17 protein-coding genes are annotated in these 20,419 nt (G+C 45.8%); all 17 read left to right on the forward strand.

The genetic code is table 11. The features are described from left to right. Positions 1 to 89: 89 nt before the first annotated feature. The 17 genes from ACL9RM_RS07260 (at position 90) to ACL9RM_RS07340 (ending at position 20,287) form a co-directional block, all read left to right on the forward strand. Complete coding sequence (locus ACL9RM_RS07260; RefSeq protein WP_250268108.1) at positions 90 to 4,406, forward strand: PolC-type DNA polymerase III; 4,317 nt, start codon at positions 90 to 92, stop codon at positions 4,404 to 4,406. 312 nt (positions 4,407 to 4,718) lie between these two features. Next, a complete protein-coding gene (rimP, locus tag ACL9RM_RS07265; protein ID WP_061829440.1) occupies positions 4,719 to 5,180 on the forward strand; it encodes a ribosome maturation factor RimP in 462 nt (153 codons plus the stop codon). A 100-nt stretch (positions 5,181 to 5,280) separates the two neighbouring features. Further along, entirely contained in the window at positions 5,281 to 6,378 is a 1,098-nt protein-coding gene (gene nusA / locus ACL9RM_RS07270) for a transcription termination factor NusA (protein WP_013309927.1), read from the forward strand. A gap of 23 nt (positions 6,379 to 6,401) precedes the next feature. Beyond that, complete coding sequence (gene rnpM, locus ACL9RM_RS07275; protein WP_007430067.1) at positions 6,402 to 6,710, forward strand: RNase P modulator RnpM; 309 nt, start codon at positions 6,402 to 6,404, stop codon at positions 6,708 to 6,710. Continuing rightward, entirely contained in the window at positions 6,703 to 7,026 is a 324-nt protein-coding gene (locus ACL9RM_RS07280) for a L7Ae/L30e/S12e/Gadd45 family ribosomal protein (protein WP_025720915.1), read from the forward strand. The genes rnpM and ACL9RM_RS07280 overlap by 8 nt, the downstream gene beginning before the upstream one ends. Beyond that, positions 7,019 to 9,574, forward strand: a complete 2,556-nt coding sequence (infB, locus tag ACL9RM_RS07285) for a translation initiation factor IF-2 (RefSeq protein ID WP_061829439.1) — start codon at positions 7,019 to 7,021, stop codon at positions 9,572 to 9,574. The genes ACL9RM_RS07280 and infB overlap by 8 nt, the downstream gene beginning before the upstream one ends. A gap of 20 nt (positions 9,575 to 9,594) precedes the next feature. Continuing rightward, positions 9,595 to 9,945 (forward strand): 30S ribosome-binding factor RbfA, encoded by a 351-nt coding sequence (gene rbfA / locus ACL9RM_RS07290; protein WP_010346342.1) that lies wholly within the window; start codon positions 9,595 to 9,597, stop codon positions 9,943 to 9,945. 51 nt (positions 9,946 to 9,996) lie between these two features. Further along, positions 9,997 to 10,974, forward strand: coding sequence for a DHH family phosphoesterase (locus ACL9RM_RS07295; protein WP_061829438.1), 978 nt, complete (start codon positions 9,997 to 9,999; stop codon positions 10,972 to 10,974). Further along, positions 10,971 to 11,906: a tRNA pseudouridine(55) synthase TruB gene (gene truB / locus ACL9RM_RS07300; RefSeq protein ID WP_250268109.1), complete on the forward strand. Its 936-nt coding sequence runs from the start codon at positions 10,971 to 10,973 to the stop codon at positions 11,904 to 11,906. Before ACL9RM_RS07295 ends, truB begins: the two co-directional genes overlap by 4 nt. Positions 11,907 to 11,964: 58 nt before the next feature. Next, the gene (locus ACL9RM_RS07305) at positions 11,965 to 12,903 is read left to right on the forward strand and encodes a bifunctional riboflavin kinase/FAD synthetase (RefSeq protein WP_250268110.1); all 939 of its coding nucleotides are present in this window, start codon (positions 11,965 to 11,967) and stop codon (positions 12,901 to 12,903) included. A 132-nt stretch (positions 12,904 to 13,035) separates the two neighbouring features. Then, a complete protein-coding gene (gene rpsO / locus ACL9RM_RS07310; RefSeq protein ID WP_007430074.1) occupies positions 13,036 to 13,305 on the forward strand; it encodes a 30S ribosomal protein S15 in 270 nt (89 codons plus the stop codon). 214 nt (positions 13,306 to 13,519) lie between these two features. After that, positions 13,520 to 15,622, forward strand: coding sequence for a polyribonucleotide nucleotidyltransferase (gene pnp / locus ACL9RM_RS07315; protein WP_250268111.1), 2,103 nt, complete (start codon positions 13,520 to 13,522; stop codon positions 15,620 to 15,622). Between the two features lie 230 nt (positions 15,623 to 15,852). Next, positions 15,853 to 16,857, forward strand: coding sequence for a polysaccharide deacetylase family protein (locus tag ACL9RM_RS07320; protein WP_250268112.1), 1,005 nt, complete (start codon positions 15,853 to 15,855; stop codon positions 16,855 to 16,857). Between the two features lie 66 nt (positions 16,858 to 16,923). Beyond that, complete coding sequence (locus ACL9RM_RS07325) at positions 16,924 to 18,189, forward strand: M16 family metallopeptidase (RefSeq protein ID WP_250268113.1); 1,266 nt, start codon at positions 16,924 to 16,926, stop codon at positions 18,187 to 18,189. After that, a complete protein-coding gene (dut, locus tag ACL9RM_RS07330; protein WP_013309936.1) occupies positions 18,167 to 18,613 on the forward strand; it encodes a dUTP diphosphatase in 447 nt (148 codons plus the stop codon). The genes ACL9RM_RS07325 and dut overlap by 23 nt, the downstream gene beginning before the upstream one ends. Positions 18,614 to 18,797: 184 nt before the next feature. Continuing rightward, complete coding sequence (gene dpsA, locus ACL9RM_RS07335) at positions 18,798 to 19,697, forward strand: dipicolinate synthase subunit DpsA (RefSeq protein ID WP_250261595.1); 900 nt, start codon at positions 18,798 to 18,800, stop codon at positions 19,695 to 19,697. Beyond that, the gene (locus ACL9RM_RS07340) at positions 19,694 to 20,287 is read left to right on the forward strand and encodes a dipicolinate synthase subunit B (protein ID WP_029517031.1); all 594 of its coding nucleotides are present in this window, start codon (positions 19,694 to 19,696) and stop codon (positions 20,285 to 20,287) included. Before dpsA ends, ACL9RM_RS07340 begins: the two co-directional genes overlap by 4 nt. The last annotated feature ends 132 nt before the right edge of the window (positions 20,288 to 20,419 follow it).

A 20,419-nucleotide genomic window follows, 5' to 3' on the forward strand; every position in this document is an offset into this window, starting at 1 on the left:
CTACGAAAAGCTTTTGCGGTCGGAGATGTTTTTGACGCAGAAGCTTTTCATGTTTTTAGAATGGTAGATTTAAAATTGGGGGGAGAGCCATGGGCGGAGCTGAAGAAAAGAGAAAGCGGCTGGAACTGCTGATGAAGCAAGTTGGGATGCCAGCTGGAGTGGTTGAACCTTATTTTTTGGACGGTTGGATTGATCAAGTGGAGATTAGCCGTACCAATAAGGATTGGAATATCACCATTGCCAAGGAGACACTGGTCCCCGCTCAGGTGTATCGTACGTTCTGTATTCAAGTACAGGAAAAAATGAGTCACATCGCAAAAATTACGTTCCGTTTTCAGTATAGTGAGCAGATTCAGCCTGGTGATATCATCAGTGAATACTGGAAACTTTTTCTAGAGTGGGTGCATCGTGAGATCCCATCTGTTAACGGTTGGATGAATCGGGCTGTGCACGAGTGGGAAGACGGTCTATTATTGCTGACGATGAGCGACAGTATGTCATTGGAACTGGCGCGTAAAAAACAGATAGATCAAGCTATCATCAAATTTTACGATAAATATTTCGGACTCTCTATGCGCATTAAAGTCCAAGTGGGTGAAAGTAACCAGGAGGCATTACAGCAATTCCAAGAAAAGAAGATGCAGGAAGAACGCGAAGTTATTCAGCAGATGATGGAAAGTATGGAATCCGAAATGCCGCCTTTGGATGAAGAAGAAGGAGACGTACGGCTTCAATTTGGTTATGACATCAAAGAACCAGCTGTTCCGATGCAAGATATTCAGGACGAAGAGAAAAAAGTCACCTTACAAGGAACAATCTTCGGTTTGGATAGTAAAGAATTGCGCAATGGCAGTACGTTGTTTACGTATTATTTGACCGACTTTAGTGATTCCCTGCAAATGAAAATGTTTGCTAAAACTAAAGAAGATCTAAAGATCCTCAGTTTGTTGGCTAACGGGAAATGGGTCAAAGTGCGGGGGCGAGTTGAATATGATCGTTTTATGCAAATTCCCGAGCTGGTTATGATTCCTTCCGATCTAGTTGAAGTACAGGCTCCACCCACACGTAAGGATAATGCAGAGGAAAAACGGGTTGAGTTCCATCTCCACACAAAGATGAGTGCTATGGATGCTGTTGCCTCGATTGATCAATACGTCAAAACAGCTGCCAAATGGGGGCACAAGGCGATTGCGGTCACTGATCATGGCGGTGTGCAGTGCTACCCTGATGCAGCTAAGGCTGCAAAGAAAAACGGCATTAAAATGATATACGGTGTTGAGGCCAATGTGGTTAATGATGCTGTTGAGGTTGTAATGCAGGCACAGCCATTAAATTTGAAAACAGCGACTTATGTCGTTTTTGATATTGAAACCACCGGTTTATCGGTTACACAGAATAAAATCATTGAGATTGCGGCTGTAAAAATGCATGATGGCAAAGAAGTTGATCGTTATGCTACCTTTGTTAATCCGCATGAGCGCATACCATACAATATCCAGCAACTGACCAACATTAACGATGAAATGGTCAAGGACGCGCCGGATGTAGAACCTGTTATGAAGGAGTTTGTAGCTTTTGCTGGCGATGCTGTATTGGTTGCCCATAATGCGCGATTTGATGTTGGCTTTATCCAGGCGACCCTTCGAAATATGGGTTTGCCTGAAATGACCAATCCGGTACTGGATACGCTAGAACTGGCTCGTTTACTGTTTCCAACAATGAAAAACCACCGTCTGAATACGCTGACGACCAAATATAAAGTGGCGCTAGAAAGTCATCACCGAGCCATTGACGATACAGTCGCACTGACTGAAGTGCTGAATGGCTTGCTGAATGATGCGGAACAAATTAAGGGTTTAAAAATGCTCGATCGTCTGAATGATTATGTGGGTAAGGATTTATCGACCGTTCGTCCTTTTCACTGCTGTATTTATGCCCTCAATCCGATTGGTAAAAAAAATCTGTACAAGCTGGTTTCGATGTCTCATACCGAATATTTCAAGCGTGTGCCCTGTATTCCTAAATCCAAATTGTCAGAAATGAGAGACGGATTGCTTATTATTTCTGGTTGCGAAAAGGGAGAGTTCTTCGAGGCTGTGTTAAACAAGTCCGAGGAAGAGGCCGAGGAAATTGCACAGTTTTATGATGTGCTGGAGATTCAACCTTTGACGATGTATATGCATTTAGTAGAAAAACAACTGGTAAGCGGGCCTGATGCTCTGAAAACGGCAATACGCAAAGTATGCGAAATTGGACGGCGACTTGATAAGCCCGTAATTGCTACAGGCAATGTTCACTATTTGGAAACTCGCGATAAGTTGTACCGTGATATTACGATACACGGCATTACGGGATTTAGCCCGCTAAAAGATATTCGTAAGCCAGATGCGCATTTACGCACCACAGACGAAATGCTGGCAGAATTCGAGTTTTTGGGCGAGGAGAAAGCCTATGAAGTCGTTGTGAAGAATACCAGTGAGTTGGCGGATCGATTTGAGGAGCTGGAGCTGTTCCCTGACAAGCTGTTCACACCTTTGCTGGATGGGGCGGACGAGGAAATCCGCAACACTTGCTACGAGACAGCTAAATCCATCTATGGTGAGGAATTGCCCGAAGTGGTTGTAGCCCGTCTTGAAAAAGAACTAGAGCCGATTATTAAATACGGTTTCTCTGCCAACTATCTCATTTCCGAGCGTTTGGTTAAAAAGTCTAATAAGGATGGATATCTGGTAGGTTCACGGGGTTCTGTTGGATCTTCTGTGGTCGCTACCTTTCTCGGTATTTCCGAGGTTAATCCACTGCCTGCACATTATATTTGCGGTAATCCTGAATGCAGACATAGCGAATGGATTTTGGACGGTAGTGTGCCGAGCGGATTTGACTTGCCGGACAAAAACTGTCCCAAATGCGGTGGCAAACTGAAGGGTGAGGGACAGGATATTCCGTTTGAAACGTTTCTTGGGTTTAAGGGAGATAAAGTTCCCGATATTGACTTGAACTTCTCTGGCGAATATCAACCTGTCGCACATAACTATACGAAAGTACTGTTTGGTGAGAAAAGTGTATTCCGTGCTGGAACTATCGGTACAGTTGCCGAGAAAACAGCCTTTGGCTTTGCAAAGAAATATGAAGAGGCGCATCATAAAAAATGGCGTGGGGCTGAGCTTAACAGGCTGGCTTCGGGCTGCACAGGGGTCAAACGCAGTACCGGGCAACATCCAGGCGGAATTGTCGTTGTTCCCGATTATATTGAGGTCGAGGATATTACGCCGGTACAGTACCCCGCCGATGATACAAGCTCGGAATGGAAAACAACGCATTTTGATTATCACGCTTTTGATGCGAATCTACTCAAACTCGATATTCTGGGTCATGATGATCCGACCATGATGAGGATGCTTCAGGATTTGACTGGTGTCGATCCTACGACCATTCCAATGAATGATCCTAAGGTGATGAGCATGTTCAACTCCACGGAGGCGCTCGGTGTAACACCCCAGCAAATCCGCACACCTGTAGCTACCTATGGTGTACCAGAGATGGGAACGAAGTTTGTACGCCAAATGCTAGTAGAGTCGCAGCCAAGTTCTTTTGCTGACTTACTGCAAATATCCGGACTGTCTCACGGCACGGGCGTATGGTTGGGGAACGCACAGGAACTGATTAAGAATAATACCTGTAACATCAAGACTGTAATTGGTTGCCGTGATGACATTATGCTATTTTTGATTTACAAGGCAGGGATGGACGCAGGTCTGGCCTTTAAAATTACGGAGAGCGTACGTAAAGGTAAGGGGCTTAGTGCTGAATGGATTGAGGAAATGAAAAAATGCAAGGTGCCACAGTGGTATATTGATTCCTGTCTGAAAATCCAGTACATGTTTCCGAAGGCGCATGCTGCGGCCTACGTTATTTCAGCAGTGCGCACAGCGTACTTTAAGCTGTATCATCCGATTGAGTATTATGCGACTTACTTTTCAGTACGTGCAGCCGATTTTGATATTGAGCTGTGCTGTCAGGGATATGATGCAATCGCACGGAAGATTGTCGAAATCGAGCAACTCGGCTTTCAGGCACCGCCCAAAGAAAAAGGGATGCTTCCGATCCTGGAAATGGCTCTGGAAATGACGGCTCGCGGGTTTAGTTTTAAATCCATTGATTTGTACCGTTCTGAAGCTACACGCTTCAAGGTGGATGGAGATTCACTCATTCCGCCATTCGGAGCTCTTCAGGGAATTGGAGACAATGCAGCACGTAACATCGCAGCCTCCCGTGAACATGGTGAATTTTTGTCTGTCGAGGATTTTCAACAAAAATCGAAAGCTAGTAAAACCATTGTCGAAATGCTGTCCCAGATGGGTTGCTTTCGAGGTCTGCCAGAGAGTAATCAGCTGTCTCTGTTTTAATCCGAACCACAGTAGTCAAGCTCTGGCACTTGTCACATAACTATGGTTATGTTATAATTTTTTTGGTAATCATGGAGATAAAACCGTTGCTAAAAGAGTGGGGAAACCCACTCTTTACTGTTTGATATACAGTTACAACGTGAAAAGGTTATTTTTGGGCACGAAACCGGTACGCCGGTTTATTTGCAGTGAGCCCGAAATGAACATTACATCAAATGAAAATGAAAAAGCCGGTGATGGAGAAGCATTGTCCATGGTAATAGGGCGTCTTTTTTTCACCACAGGAAAGTTCACTTTTGGAGGTTATAATCTTTGAGCACACCAAAGATCAAATCAGTAGTAGAAGAAATGGCCCAACCTTTCCTCGATGAGCATGGTTTTGAACTGGTCGATGTCGAGTATGTCAAAGAGGGCAGCAATTGGTTTCTTCGCGTTTTTGTGGACAAAGACGGAGGAATTGATCTGGACGACTGCAGTATGATCAGTGAATATCTGGGTCAAAAGTTGGATGAAAATGACCCTGTTTCTACAGCATATTTTCTGGAAGTGTCTTCACCAGGCGCCGAAAGACCGCTGAAAAAAGCGGAGGACGTTACTAAAGCGGTAGGCAAAAACGTATTCGTTACTACATACGAGCCGATCAACGGCCTGAAGGAATTCGAAGGTCGTTTGCTTTCTTTTGAAGACGGGGAACTTACCGTTCAAAGCGGACAAAAGAAGCATGCCATACCTTATGACAAGGTAGCTGGTGCAAGGCTCGCGATCATATTTTAATTCAGATTTGACTGTTGCTGTTTGACATGTACTACATGTTTTTTGCCTCGTGTGCCGACCAGTACGCAGGTGCATCATTTGAAAGGGGGAGCAGTAATCCATGAGTATGGATTTTATTGAAGCAATGAACGAGTTGGAAAGAGAAAAGGGGATCAGCAAGGATGTGCTGTTTGAGGCCATTGAAGCAGCCTTGATTTCCAGTTACAAACGGAATTTCAATACCGCACAAAACGTGCGTGTTGATATGAACCGCAACTCGGGAGTCATTAAGGTATATGCCCGCAAGTTGATCGTTGAGGAGGTATTGGATCCTCGCACCGAGATTTCGTTGCCTGCGGCCCGTGAGATTAACCCGCATTTTCAGTTGGAAGATATCGCTGAAATCGAAGTCACACCACGTGATTTTGGACGGATTGCTGCACAAACTGCGAAGCAAGTCGTGACCCAGCGTATCCGCGAAGCGGAACGGGGACTGATCTACAACAAGTTTGTGGACAAGGAAGAAGATATTGTAACAGGAACTGTACAGCGCCAAGACCCGCGTAACATTTATATTGATCTTGGTAAGGTGGAAGCGGTTCTCCCGTTAGGTGAATTGATGCCTAATGAGAAATTTAGCCATCTGGATCGAATCAAGGCTTATATTACCAAAGTAGAAAACACAACCAAAGGACCGCAAATTATGCTGTCCCGATCACATCCGGGTCTGCTTAAGCGTTTGTTCGAACTCGAAGTGCCTGAAATTTTTGATGGTGTTGTAGAGATTCGTTCCGTAGCGCGTGAAGCAGGCTTCCGTTCTAAAATCGCGGTTCATTCCCGTAACGCCGAGGTTGACCCGGTTGGCTCTTGTGTGGGTCCTAGAGGAACACGTGTACAGACTATTGTAAATGAGCTGCGTGGCGAAAAAATCGACATTGTACGTTATTCCGATAATGTTGATGAATACGTGGCTAATGCGCTGAGCCCATCCAAGGTGCTCGAAGTGCAAGTATTTGAAGAAGAGAAAATGGCGCGTGTTATTGTGCCTGATTATCAGCTTTCTCTTGCTATTGGTATCAAAGGGCAAAATGCTCGTCTTGCTGCTAAGCTTACGGGCTGGAAAATTGATATTAAGAGTGAAACACAGGCGGAGGAAGAACTCGGCAGACCGAGAACATCCACCGATGAAATGCATCAGGATTCCGTTTCTGTAGATTAAGCGGAGTGTAGGGGGGTTAATGCATGAAACAGAGAAAGATACCTTTGCGCAAATGTGTGGCCTGTCATGAAATGATGCCAAAGAAGCAGTTGATCCGTGTCGTCAAAACCCCTGAAGACGAAGTGTTGATTGACTTGACTGGCAAAAAGTCGGGACGCGGCGCTTACTTGTGCGGCAAAGCCGCCTGCTTCAAGCTGGCTCAAAAGAGCAAGGCACTGGATCGAGCATTGAAGCACTCGGTTCATCCTGATATTTATGAGCAGCTAAGTCGTGATTTTGCTGCCGTCGAGGAAGAATTCCTGGCGGCACAAGGCAGCGTGCAGGATGAATAAGGCGCTGTCTGGATTGGGTCTTGCCATGAGAGCTGGCAAGCTGCTAACAGGTGATGAGATCGTTTTTAAAGCGATCAGGTCTTCAGAAGCCAAGCTGGTCATTCTTGCGAAAGATGCTTCAATGAATACTCAAAAGAAATTCCGCGACAAATGCGGGACGTACAAAATCCCCTTATTGATAGGATTTGACCGGGAAAGCTTGGGAAGCAGTATCGGCAAACCTGAACGGGTTGTGCTGGCTGTGACGGATCAAGGATTCGCGAAATTGATCAAGAAACATGCGGGGATAATGTCGGAGGTGGAGTATATTGAGTAAACAAGAAAGCAAAGACAAAGTGCGGGTATACGAATACGCCAAATCGTTGAACATGAGCAGCAAAGAAATTATCACCATTCTTAAACGGCTGGATATTCCCGTGAACAACCATATGAGCGTCATGGAACATGATGCCGTAGGTAAAGTGGAAAGTTTTTTTAAGAATATTAAATCCAATGCTGCGGCCAAGCAAGGCGGAGCAGGTACGGCGCAAGTAAGCTCGAATCAGGCCGGTTCAAGCCAGAATAGTAATCATTCAACTGAGCAAACCAAAAATCAACAGGAAAAGCAGGTAAGTATGAATAGGACAAACAACAACCAAAACAGTAACCGAAGCAGCGCTCCTAAAGCGCAAAGCAGTCAGCAGGGCGGTCAAAACCGCAGTCAACAAAGTACTAGCAGACCCACTGGTCAGCAAAGTACACAAAACCGCAGTAATGGTCAACAACAGGGAGGACAACAGCGTCCTAGTGGCAACACAGGTTCACGTCCTCAAGGTAACCAAAGCACTAACTCACGCCCTCAGGGAAGTAGTCAGGGTGGTACGGCTGTAAGAACATCATCCTCCACAGGTAGCAACAATGCGAACCGTAGTGGTGGCAACCGTACAGGCAGTAACTCCAACAACGGTGGTAACCGTTCCGGTCAAGGACGTTTTGACGATAACCGTCAAGGCGGCGGACGCGGTGGTAACGGTGGTCGTGGAGGCAATAATCGCGGTGGCAGTAATCGTGGCGGGAAATTTAACAATCGTGGTAAAGGTCAACAACAGGAACGTCGCGAGAAAATCGACAACACGCCTAAGAAAATTATTGTGCGTGGTGAGATGACCGTAGGCGAAACAGCCAAGCTTCTTCATAAGGATGCATCAGAAGTCATCAAAAAGCTGATTATGCTCGGAACGATGGCGACCATTAACCAGGAACTGGATATGGATACCATCCTCTTGCTTGCCGGAGACTTTGGCGTCGAGGTAGAAGTGAAAATTCCGGTCGAAGAAGATCGTTTTGAAACCGTGGAAGAAAATGATGATCCTGCAGATCTGAGAACACGTCCACCAGTTGTAACGATTATGGGTCACGTCGATCATGGTAAAACAACTTTGCTGGATGCCATTCGCTCGACTAATGTAACCGGTGGCGAAGCTGGCGGTATTACACAGCATATTGGTGCATACCAAGTTGAAATTAATAGCAAAAAAATCACTTTCCTGGATACACCGGGTCACGAAGCCTTTACCGCTATGCGTGCACGTGGTGCTCAAGTGACAGATATGACGATTATCGTGGTTGCAGCTGACGACGGTGTTATGCCACAGACGGTCGAAGCTATTAACCATGCGAAGGCAGCAGGTCTGCCAATTATCGTAGCTGTGAACAAGATCGACAAACCGGATGCCAACCCGGATAAAGTGAAGCAAGAACTCACTGAATATGAATTGGTACCTGAAGAGTGGGGCGGCGATACGATTTTCGTCAACGTTTCCGCGAAACAAAGAATGGGTCTGGAAGACCTGCTCGAAATGATTCTGCTCGTAGCTGAAGTGAACGAGTACAAAGCGAACCCGAACAAACGGGCACGTGGTACCATCATCGAGGCAGAACTGGATAAAGGCCGCGGTTCTGTAGCCCGTATCCTCGTTCAGAACGGTACACTGAAAGTCGGCGATGCTTTCGTAGCGGGTAACTGCTTCGGACGTGTGCGTGCCATGGTCAACGATAAAGGTCGTCGTCTTAAGGAAGCGGGTCCTTCCACTCCAGTTGAAATTACTGGTTTGACAGAAGTTCCACTTGCTGGCGATCCATTCATGGTGTTTGAGGATGAGCGCAAAGCTCGTGCTATTGCTGACAGACGTGCGATCACGCAACGCCAATCTGATCTGGGCAGTAATACCCGCGTAACACTGGATGACCTGTTCCAACACATCAAGGATGGCGAAATGAAGGATCTGAACGTCATTATTAAAGGTGACGTACAAGGTTCCGTCGAGGCGTTGAAAGGTTCCTTGAACAAGATTGAAGTCGAAGGTGTGCGCGTTAAAATTCTTCACAGTGGTGCAGGAGCAATCACCGAATCCGATATTATTTTGGCCGCAGCTTCCAATGCTATTGTCATTGGTTTTAATGTTCGTCCGGATAACCAGGCGAAATCTACAGCGGAAGCTGAAAAAGTGGACATTCGTCTACACCGTGTCATTTACAATGTCATTGAAGAAATAGAGCAAGCCATGAAGGGCATGCTGGATCCTGAATATAAAGAAAATGTGATTGGGCATGCTGAAGTACGTAACGTATTCAAAGTTACTAAAGTCGGTACGATCGCTGGTTGTATGGTGACATCCGGTAAAATTACCCGTTCAGCAGAAGCACGTCTGATTCGTGACGGCATCGTCATTTTTGAAGGTAAAATCGACTCACTGAAACGCTTTAAGGACGACGCAAAAGAAGTTGCCCAAGGTTACGAATGCGGTATTACCCTTGATGGCTATAATGATGTTAAGGAACTCGACATTATTGAAGCGTTCGTCATGGAAACAGTGGAGCGCTAACGGCAGAGAGGTGAGCATCCATGGCTAAAATACGTACAGGTCGGGTTGGCGAGCAGATCAAGAAGGAGCTCAGCCAACTCATACAAACTGAATTAAAAGACCCCCGCATCGGTTTTATCACCGTAACGGGTGTCGATCTTACAAATGATTTGTCCCAAGCGAAAATATACTTGAGCGTGCTCGGGGATGAAGAACAGAAAAATTCTTCCCTGAAGGCATTGGACAAAGCGAACGGTTATCTTCGTTCTGAACTCGGCAAACGGATACGGCTGCGCCATATCCCTGAGTTGATTTTCAAAATTGACGAATCTATTGCTTACGGCAGTCGAATTGAAAAACTGCTGAGTGATATCGACAAGGATGAAAAATAAAACTTTTAGTTTGTCTGAAGGAACCATGAACTGAATGTAAAGGAGAAGGCAATGCATACCTATGAACAGGCGCTTCAACAAGCGAAGGAATTTATTCTGGAGCATGATGATTACCTGATCGTATCGCATGTACAGCCGGACGGAGACGCAGTCAGCTCCACCGTAACGGTGGGCTGGCTTCTCTCATGTCTGGGGAAGAAATTTACCATGCTGAATGAGGGGCCTATTCCCAAACGTATGGATTTTTTATGGCATGCCGATGAGATTATGGATATGAGCCAGCAACCGCCAGAACGGAAATACAACCGGATCATTTGTGTAGATTGTGCGGATTACCGTCGTGTTGGTTTGACAGAGCAATTTTTTTCGGAAGATGCCATTATCCTGAATATTGATCATCATCCAACCAATGATGCTTACGGTACAGTTAATGTGATTAAGCCGGATGCTGCGGCAACAGCAGAAATTCTTTTTGACCTACTGAAAGAGTTTGCAGTAACCTGGGATGTCGAAATAGCTACGGCTTTATATACAGGGTTGCTAACGGATACAGGAGGTTTCCGTTACTCGAACACTTCACCGAAAGTGATGTCTACTGTGTCACAGCTACTTGCTTACGGTGTAGATGGTCCATCTTTATCCGAGAAATTGCTCGAGGAAATGACCTTTCCACAAATGAAGGTGTTAACAAAAGCATTGCAAACGCTCACGATGTCGGAGGATGGAAAAGTTGCTTGGGTCGTAGTAACCCCTGACGACATGACGGATTGTGGTGCTGTAAATGAGGACTTGGAAGGCATCGTGAATTATCCAAGAAATATTCGTGGAGTTGAAGTAGGCATTTTCTTTAAGGTTATTAATGATCAAGCGGTCAAGGCCAGCTTGAGATCGGCAGGGAATGTTGATGTAGCTGCGCTGGCTCAATCATTTGGGGGCGGTGGACATGTACGTGCAGCTGGCTGCCGGCTAGAGGGTAAGCTGGGAGATATCATTGAGACAGTTGTAGGGCGGGTGAAATCTGAGCTATGAACACAATAAAAAAGGAACAGGCAACTTGGGAAGGCATTCTACCTGTCTATAAACCTGCTGGATTTACCTCTCATGATGTGGTGGCCAAGGCTCGCCGTTTATTAGGTATGAAGAGAATCGGACACACTGGAACGCTTGATCCGCAGGTAACCGGTGTTTTGCCCTTGTGTCTGGGACGTGCTACCCGTGTGGTGGAATACATGCAGGAGCGGCCCAAGGAATATCGGGCTACACTGCGATTAGGAATTGCCACGGATACCGAAGACCTGACTGGGAAAATCACGGAAGAGAGTGAACGTCCCGTAGAGGTGACGGAAGTGGAAGTCAAAGCGGTCCTGAAGCGTTTTGTTGGTATGATTTCCCAAGTACCTCCAATGTACTCCGCGCTAAAAGTGGACGGCAAACGTCTATATGAACTGGCTCGAGAAGGCAAAACCGTGGAGCGCAAAAGTCGTGAAGTGAGCATTTACGAGTTGGAAATGACGGGATTCGCGGAGACGGGGGTGTATGTGGATATTTCTTTTCGTGCCTTATGCTCCAAAGGTACTTATATCCGTACACTATGTGTTGATATTGGTCGTGAATTAGGATATCCTTCCACGATGGTCAAGCTGGAGCGAACCATGTCTGCGGGAATTCCTGCGGAACGTTGTCTGACTTTCGAAGAAATAGAGCGTTTCGTTGCGGATGGCAGTCTTGGAGAGCGACTTATTACAACGGATCAGGCGATTGACTATATGCCTGAGCATATAGTGGCTGAAGCCAAGGTAACTGCGGCTCTGCAAGGCCAACGCCTGTCGTTGAATATGATTTCACCACCTGTGACGGACAACCAGCCCTTCCGTTTGTATAAAGAGGATAAAACGTTTTTAGGCATATATGGTCGGGATGAATCAGACGCGATCGCTCCCATTAAAGTTTTTTTACCTTGAATTGTGCTATAATTTTGACGAAGTTAGTCAAATGATGTGAAATGCAGGTGAATTAATAATGATTACCGTATCGTTATCTTATCCATTGAGTGATGAGCTTTTGCAGCAATGGGGACGTCCACAGGTCACGGCGATCGGTCAGTTTGATGGTCTTCATCTGGGACACGCAAGCGTGATACGTAAGGCCGTTGCGCTGGCTCGTGAACAGCAGGTGCCGGTATCTGTCATGACATTTCATCCTCACCCGAAGGAAGTCATGAAAAAAAGCGATTATGAAGGTTATTTAACACCGCTTGCGGACAAGCAGACTATTCTGGCTGATATGGGTGTGGACGTACTTTATATTTTGAGTTTTAACGAAGAATTTTCCAAGGTCAGCCCTGAGGCGTTTATGAGCGACGTGCTGCTTCCGTTGCAAATTCGAACAGCGGTAGTAGGCTTTGATTTTCGGTTTGGCCACCGGGGAGCCGGGCATGAGGATACACTTCGGAAGCTGGGAGGAGAGCTGATGTCGGTGCACACCGTACCACCGTTCGAACTGGATGGGGACAAGGTGAGCAGCTCTGGCATTCGCCGTGCTTTACAGACCGGAGATCTAGCACATGCCTCTCGCTGGTTGGGACGTCCTTATCGTATCCAGGGTACTGTAATGGATGGAGAGAAGCGCGGACGTACGATCGGTTTTCCGACCGCTAATCTCAAACTGGATGACACTTACGTGATTCCGATTAAGGGTGTGTACGCTGTACGGGCGCTTGTAGGGGATCGTTGGATAAACGGTGTAATGAATGTAGGGGTTAAGCCTACTTTTCATGAAGGTGTGCTGAATCCGTCGTTTGAGGTACATTTATTTGATTTTAATCAGCAAATTTATGGAGAGTCTGTTCTTGTGGAGCTTCACCACTATATCCGCCCTGAACGCAAATTCTCTTCGGTGGATGAGCTGATCAACCAAATTGGCAATGATGCACAAACGGCTAAAAAGCTATTAGGCTAATTTATTTACATAAGACAGGCGCTGTGTTATACTGACTTATGTTGTGTAAACAACGATGAACCTTAGCTTGGTTGTCCGCTTTCACCGGCGGCTACGAGGCTAATGGCGATTATAATGAAGGAGGTGAACAGGATGGCATTGACTCAAGAGCGTAAACAGCAATTGATCGAGGAGTACAAAACTCATGAATCCGATACAGGATCACCAGAGGTACAAATCGCTATCCTTACTGAAAACATCGTCAACTTGCAAAGTCACTTTCGTTCGCACAAGAAAGACCATCACTCCCGCCGCGGGTTGTTGAAAATGGTCGGTCAGCGTCGTAAACTTTTGGCTTACCTGAAGAAGACTGATGTTAAACGTTACAGTGCGTTGATCGAGCGTCTCGGACTGCGTCGTTAATTTTCAGACATGTAATGAGAAAAGAAGCCTGGTTGTTCACCGCTTGTCCCTGCTAAGGCGACGGCGGACAGCAGCCGGGTTCTTTTTTGAAATGAGGAATCTTTTTTTGAATTACATATCCTGATTTGTCTGCTAGCTTCTTATGAATAAGACCTGCGCAGGAAATACTGGATATGTATAGAACTTTTACAATGAAATGAAATGGAGGGATACCATGGAGCAACGCGTAGAAATGCAGCTCGGCGGAAGAAAGCTGGTGTTGGAAACAGGACGTCTTGCGAAACAAGCCAATGCGGCAGTTAAAGTGAGCTACGGAGAAACAGTTGTGCTTTGTACCGTGACCGCTTCCCGTGAACCGAAAGATTTGGACTTTTTTCCACTGACCGTAAACTATGAGGAAAGATTGTATGCTGTGGGGAAAATTCCTGGCGGATTTATTAAACGTGAAGGACGTCCGAGTCAAAAAGCGATTTTGTCCAGCCGTTTGACAGACCGTCCAATTCGCCCATTGTTCCCGGAAGGTTTCCGGAATGATGTACAGGTGTTGAATCTGGTTATGAGTGTCGATCAGGATTGCGAACCTGAAATTGCAGCAATGATCGGAACCTCGGCAGCACTTAGCATTTCGGATGTGCCTTTTAATGGGCCAATCGGTGGAGTCGCTGTAGGACGTATAGACGGGCAATTTGTGATTAACCCGGATATTGCACAGCAGAATGCAAGCGATCTGTACCTGGTTGTAGCCGGAACGAAAGATGCCATCATGATGGTAGAAGCCGAAGGCAATGAGATTCCAGAGGAAGTTATGCTGGAAGCTATTATGTTCGGTCATGATGAGATTAAGAACATTGTGGCAGTTATTGAACAATTGGTGCAAGTAGCAGGTAAAGAGAAAATGCAGGTTAAACTGCATGCTGTTGATGAAAAAGTGAACAGTGAAGTACGTGCTTATGCAGCTGAACGTTTAATGCAAGCTGTTAAAATTGCAGAAAAACATGCTCGTCAAGAGGCAATTGATGCAGTCAACGAAGAGACAGTTGCCCATTTTGAAGCACAATACATAGAGACACCTGAGCTTTTGAGCGACGTGAGCGAAGTTCTCTATGATATCGTTAAGGAAGAAGTACGTCGTCTGATCACGCATGATAAAGTGCGTCCTGATGGTCGTAAGCTTGACGAAATTCGTCCGATTGAAAGCGACACTAGCATTTTGCCGCGTACTCATGGTTCGGGCTTATTTACACGCGGTCAAACGCAAGCACTTAGCATTTGTACACTTGGTGCATTGGGTGATGTACAAATTTTGGACGGTATTGATCTGGAAGAAACAAAACGCTTCATGCATCATTACAATTTCCCGCCATTCAGCGTAGGTGAGGCTCGTCCTTTGCGTGCGCCAGGTCGTCGTGAAATCGGACATGGTGCTCTTGGTGAACGTGCGCTTTCCAAAGTAATTCCTTCCGAAACTGAATTTCCATACACCATCCGTCTGGTTTCCGAGGTACTGGAATCGAATGGTTCGACTTCACAAGCTAGTATTTGTGCAAGTACACTGGCTATGATGGATGCAGGTGTACCGATTAAAGCTCCGGTTGCAGGTGTAGCCATGGGATTGATTAAGGATGGAGACCATGTTTCCGTATTGACTGATATCCAAGGTATGGAAGACCACCTGGGCGATATGGACTTTAAAGTTGCTGGTACCGCGGAAGGCGTAACTGCCATTCAAATGGATATTAAAATTAACGGTATTGACCGCCAGATTTTACAGGATGCGCTCAAGCAAGCTAAAGAAGGACGTTTGTTCATTCTTAGCAAAATGATGGAAGCGATCCAGAAGCCGCGTGAGCAGTTGTCTCCGTATGCTCCAAAAATTATGACGATGCACATTAACCCGGACAAAATCCGTGATGTTATTGGGGCTGGTGGTAAAATCATCAACAAAATCATCGAAGAAACCGGCGTGAAAATCGATATTGAACAAGATGGTCGTGTGTTCATCGCTTCCACAAATCAAGAGATGAATGAAAAAGCACGTTCCATTATTGAGGGTATCGTAAAGGAAGTCGTGATCGGTGAGATTTACATCGGTACAGTAAAACGGATTGAGAAATTCGGTGCATTTGTTGAAATTTTACCGGGCAAAGATGGTCTGGTTCATATTTCTCAACTGTCTACTGAGCGTGTAGCCAAAGTTGAAGATGTAATTGCTATTGGGGATACAATTACGGTGAAAGTAACCGAAATTGATCAACAAGGTCGTGTCAATCTGTCCCGTAAGGCTGTTCTGACTGCAGAAGCACCTGCAAAATCCTAGGTATCTGCATGTTGCAGACTAGAAAGGCAGGAGTAGCTTTTCGTATTAACAGTACAAGGGATTTGAATAGCATTGTTTAAGCTTTAGGAAAGAGGCAGAGCTACGTTTCTGGCTCTTTTTTCATACATATGCACAAGCTGCACCCAAGTGAGCTTCTAGAGCTTGCTACGTCATAGTTCTTGTCCTCGCCGCATACAATGTGGACAAACGGGCGGGGGGATGAAGGAATTATGAGTAGGGCAAAACGAGCAGTGTGGGTGGTAGCCAGTTTAGCCATCACACTCGTAATCGGGCAGTTTAGTGGGGTTCGTGACTATGCTAGTCAATTACGCAATGGAGACGTTACAGGGGTTAAAGAGCCAGAGGCTGTAACCACGATGGCGATAGCAGCTTTGCCCGACAATGCGCTTATGCAGCGACTAAGAACAGAAGCAGCACGTCAGCGGCGGGAACCAGTTGATGCCAAGATCGACAGGGTATGGAAGGCTATTCCAGGCTATAACGGACTGGAGGTGGATTTGGATGCTACCTATCGCAAAGCGATTGCATCTCCGGATCGACCCATTCAATATGTATATCGGCAATTGGCACCTAAAATACATTTAAATCAGCTTGGTAATGTTCCAATTTACAGGGGGAATCCCGAAAAGCCGATGGTATCTTTCATGATCAATGTAGCATGGGGGAATGAATTTATCCTGCCGATACTGAACACGTTGGATCAGGAAAAGGTCAAGGCTACATTTTTTCTTGATGGAAGTTGGTTGAAAAAAAATCCTGTTCTCGCCAAGGAGATTCAAAAAAGAGGGCATGAGCTTTCGAACCATGCATACTCTCATCCAAATATGAGTCGTCTGAGTCGGGCCAGAGCCACACAAGAAATTGAAAAGACTCAAGTGCTTCTTCAAGAAACTTTGGGTATCAAAAATAACTGGTTTGCCCCTCCATCGGGTGATTTTAATCAGCAAACGGTGGATATAGCAGCAGAACGTGGGCTCAAAACAGTGTTGTGGACATTGGACACTGTAGATTGGAGACATCCGTCACCGGAATCGGTGATTAACAAAATCAGCAGTAAGGTTGAATCAGGCTCCCTGATATTGATGCACCCAACAGATTCCTCATCGGCTGCTCTCAAAGGCATGATTCATGCTATTCGTAGTAAGGGACTTGTGCTCGGAACTGTCAGTCAGACACTTTCCCCTGATCGGCAACTACCTGCTCCGGTTGAGTGAACGTCTTTTTTCTGTTAGGATTGAACATTATGGCTAAGTATGCAATTCAGTTTAGGAGGGCCAATCGTGGAAAGAATTCAACTTAAAAACGGCCTAAGAGTGGTCATTGAAAAAATTCCAACCGTACGTTCAGTTTCTTTCGGTATCTGGGTTAAAACTGGCTCCCGGAATGAAACGCCGGACAATAGCGGTATTTCTCATTTTATCGAACACATGCTTTTCAAAGGAACAGAGCGTTTTAACGCTAAGGAAATCGCTGAGCAATTCGATGCCATCGGAGGAAATGTTAATGCTTTCACTTCGAAGGAATATACATGCTATTATGCCAAAGTATTGGATGAGCATCTACCGATCGCAGTTGATGTGCTGTCTGATATGTTTTTTAATTCCAAACTAGATCAGGAAGAATTGGCAAAAGAGAAGAATGTGATTTTGGAGGAAATCTCCATGTACGAGGATACACCGGATGATATGGTGCACGATCTTGTATCTCGCGCGGCCTATGGTGAACATCCACTGGCTTATCCGATTCTCGGAACCGAAGATCACCTGCTTGCTATGGATAGCTCACACCTCAGTCATTATATGAAGGAGCATTATACAATCGACAATACAGTTATCAGTGTGGCTGGTAATGTTGACGATCGCTTGGTAGAATTGTTGGAGCGACATTTTGGACATTTTGATAATCATGGAACCGTTTCGCCGCTGACAGTACCTGTGTTTAACGGTGAGCTGTTGTATCATGAGAAAGCAACGGAGCAAAATCATATTTGTTTATCCCTGCCTGGATTTGCAGCGGGTGACGAGCTCCAGTATGCTATGGTTTTGCTGAATAACGCGATCGGCGGCGGCATGAGTTCACGTTTGTTTCAAGAAATTCGGGAAAAGCGTGGACTGGCTTATTCGGTCTATTCCTATCATAGCTCTCATGCGGACAGTGGGTTGTTCACGATCTATGCAGGTACGGCTCCTAAGCAAACAAAGGACGTGCTGGATTTGGCGCTGGAGCTTTTACGAGAAGTGGCTGTCAACGGTTTGGACGCTAATGAGCTTCGTAAAGGTAAGGAACAATTAAAAGGAAGTTTGATTTTAAGCCTTGAAAGTACAGGTAGCCGGATGAATCGGCTTGGAAAAAATGAATTAATGCTCGGTCAGCATTATACGCTGGATCAAATGATCGAACATATCGAGCATGTGACGGCAAATGATGTGAACAAAGTGCTGGATCGGATGTTCTCGGAGCCGTTTGCCCTGTCGATGGTGGGAGCGAGTGATTCAGCGGTAAAGGATATGAGGAGGGACTATTTTGTTAACTTACGTGGAAATTAACAGACTTGCGGGCAATGAAGATATTGAGCTGCCCCGCAAAATGTCAGAGCTTGCATCAGGGTTTGACTTGTATGCAGCAGTACAGGAAAATCTGGTACTGGAACCCGGCAAACGTTGCCTCGTTCCAACTGGATTTGCAATAGCTATGCCAGCGGGATTGGAGGCACAAATCCGTCCGCGAAGTGGACTGGCTCTTAAGCATGGTATTACCTGTCTCAATACACCGGGAACGATTGATGCGGATTATCGTGGGGAGATCAAGGTACTTCTTATTAATTTGGGCGAAGAATCGTTCACGATTACGCGCAATGAGCGAATTGCACAAATGGTATTTCAGGTTGTACCTGAGGTAGAGCTGAAACAAGTAGACCAATTATCTGAAACAGTGCGTGGTGCTGGAGGCTTTGGCCATACAGGACGCTGAGCTATGGTTGGTTTGCAATGTAAGAATGTCTATTTTGTAAAAGCTTCAAATTTACTTGCTTAAGAGTAAGTATGCATATAAAGGTCGCCTCATCAAGGGGCGGCTTTTTTTTGTGTTTTTTCACCCCTCTCCGGGCACTCGCATAGACTAAAAGCATATCGTGTCTCGGAAAGGAGTGATCCGGATGCTAACAGGAATACGCGTCGTTGTTTTGGGTGGCGATGCGAGGCAGCTTGAGGTAATCCGCAAATGTGTGGACATGGATGCTACCGTCAGTGTGGTCGGTTTTGACAAGCTTGAAGTACCACTCAAAGGAGTGACACTAGAACCAATGTCTGTCAAGCTGCTGGAATCGTCAGACGCACTGATTTTGCCGGTGGTGGGATGCGATGAGGAAGGCAACGTAAATGCACTTTTCGGAGCACAGAAGCTCCAGTTTCTGAATGAACATGCTGCTGCTCTTCCACCGCATTGCGTTGTATATACAGGGATGGCGCGGACGTACTTAAAAGAAATTTGTACCAGACATGAGTTAAAGCTAGTAGAGCTGCTGGAGAGAGATGATGTGGCCATATACAACTCTATACCTACGGCCGAAGGCGCACTGATGATGGCCATTCAGCATACTGATTTTACGATTCACGGTGCAGATTGTATGGTTCTAGGCATGGGACGGACTGGATTTACCATGGCAAGAGCACTACAGGGGTTGGGAGCCAGAGTGAAGGTTGGAGTACGGCGGGCAGAGGATGCAGCAAGAGCCGTGGAAATGGGTTGGGAGCCTTTTATGACAAGGGATTTGGCGCATGAGACAAAGGGAGTTGACTTGATTTTTAATACGATACCCTCTATGATTATCACAGCGCAAATCCTGTCTAAATTGCCATTGAGCACCGTGATTATAGATCTTGCTTCCGCCCCGGGCGGATGTGATTTCCGTTATGCGGAAAAGCGTGGAATCAAGGCTATGCTTGCCCCTGGTCTTCCCGGTATAGTTGCTCCCAAAACTGCTGGTGCCATTATAGCGAATACGCTGGTGCAGTTGTTAATGGAAGATAATCCTGATCGGGGGGATGCACAATGAGTTGGCAAGGGAAAACAGTAGGTTATGCAATTACAGGCTCACATTGCACATTTGAAGAGGTAATGCCTGTTATACAGCGCTTTGTTGATGAGGGTGCGAAGGTCGTTCCTATTATATCCAATACAGTACTAACAACGGATACGCGCTTTGGTACTTCGCAAAGTTGGCAAAAACAGTTGAAAGATATAACAGGGAATGATATCATTTCTACAATTGTGGAGGCTGAGCCACTGGGTCCCTCCCAAATACTCGATGTGTTGGTGATTGCACCTTTGACGGGGAATTCGATGAGTAAGTTAGCGAATGCAATGACAGACAGTCCAGTTTTGATGGCTGCCAAGGCGCAATTGCGCAACGGTCGTCCACTTCTTTTAGCTATATCTACTAATGATGGACTGGGTCTAAATGCTGCCAATATCGCCAAATTACTCGTAGCCAAAAATATCTTTTTTGTGCCGTTCGGACAGGACAATCCAGTTAAAAAGCCGAACTCGCTTGTAGCTAACATGGAGTTGATTCCGGAGGCTGCTTATGAAGCATTGCAGGGCAAACAGCTTCAGCCGATGATTGTGGAACGCAAGACCCCATGAAGTATTATAGTTAACTGCTGAGCATCCCTCGCCTAGAAGATGATTCGATATTGTATCGGGTCTAATTTCTTGTTGGCGGTGGATGCTTTCAGAATAAAAAATGGTTTTTTAGTCGAGAAGGGGAGATACACC

Origin of the sequence: Paenibacillus sp. S29 (assembly GCF_049319765.1) — a bacterium.
GTDB lineage: Bacteria > Bacillota > Bacilli > Paenibacillales > Paenibacillaceae > Paenibacillus > Paenibacillus polymyxa_B.

Excerpts from the sequence above, each read along its gene's own strand:
- ACL9RM_RS07260 (WP_250268108.1), top strand. The coding sequence starts at position 90 with ATGGGCGGAGCTGAAGAAAAGAGAAAGCGGCTGGAACTGCTGATGAAG.
- nusA (WP_013309927.1), top strand. The coding sequence starts at position 5,281 with ATGAGTATGGATTTTATTGAAGCAATGAACGAGTTGGAAAGAGAAAAG.
- rnpM (WP_007430067.1), top strand. The coding sequence starts at position 6,402 with ATGAAACAGAGAAAGATACCTTTGCGCAAATGTGTGGCCTGTCATGAA.
- ACL9RM_RS07280 (WP_025720915.1), top strand. The coding sequence starts at position 6,703 with ATGAATAAGGCGCTGTCTGGATTGGGTCTTGCCATGAGAGCTGGCAAG.
- rbfA (WP_010346342.1), top strand. The coding sequence starts at position 9,595 with ATGGCTAAAATACGTACAGGTCGGGTTGGCGAGCAGATCAAGAAGGAG.
- ACL9RM_RS07295 (WP_061829438.1), top strand. The coding sequence starts at position 9,997 with ATGCATACCTATGAACAGGCGCTTCAACAAGCGAAGGAATTTATTCTG.
- truB (WP_250268109.1), top strand. The coding sequence starts at position 10,971 with ATGAACACAATAAAAAAGGAACAGGCAACTTGGGAAGGCATTCTACCT.
- ACL9RM_RS07305 (WP_250268110.1), top strand. The coding sequence starts at position 11,965 with ATGATTACCGTATCGTTATCTTATCCATTGAGTGATGAGCTTTTGCAG.
- rpsO (WP_007430074.1), top strand. The coding sequence starts at position 13,036 with ATGGCATTGACTCAAGAGCGTAAACAGCAATTGATCGAGGAGTACAAA.
- pnp (WP_250268111.1), top strand. The coding sequence starts at position 13,520 with ATGGAGCAACGCGTAGAAATGCAGCTCGGCGGAAGAAAGCTGGTGTTG.
- ACL9RM_RS07320 (WP_250268112.1), top strand. The coding sequence starts at position 15,853 with ATGAGTAGGGCAAAACGAGCAGTGTGGGTGGTAGCCAGTTTAGCCATC.
- dpsA (WP_250261595.1), top strand. The coding sequence starts at position 18,798 with ATGCTAACAGGAATACGCGTCGTTGTTTTGGGTGGCGATGCGAGGCAG.
- ACL9RM_RS07340 (WP_029517031.1), top strand. The coding sequence starts at position 19,694 with ATGAGTTGGCAAGGGAAAACAGTAGGTTATGCAATTACAGGCTCACAT.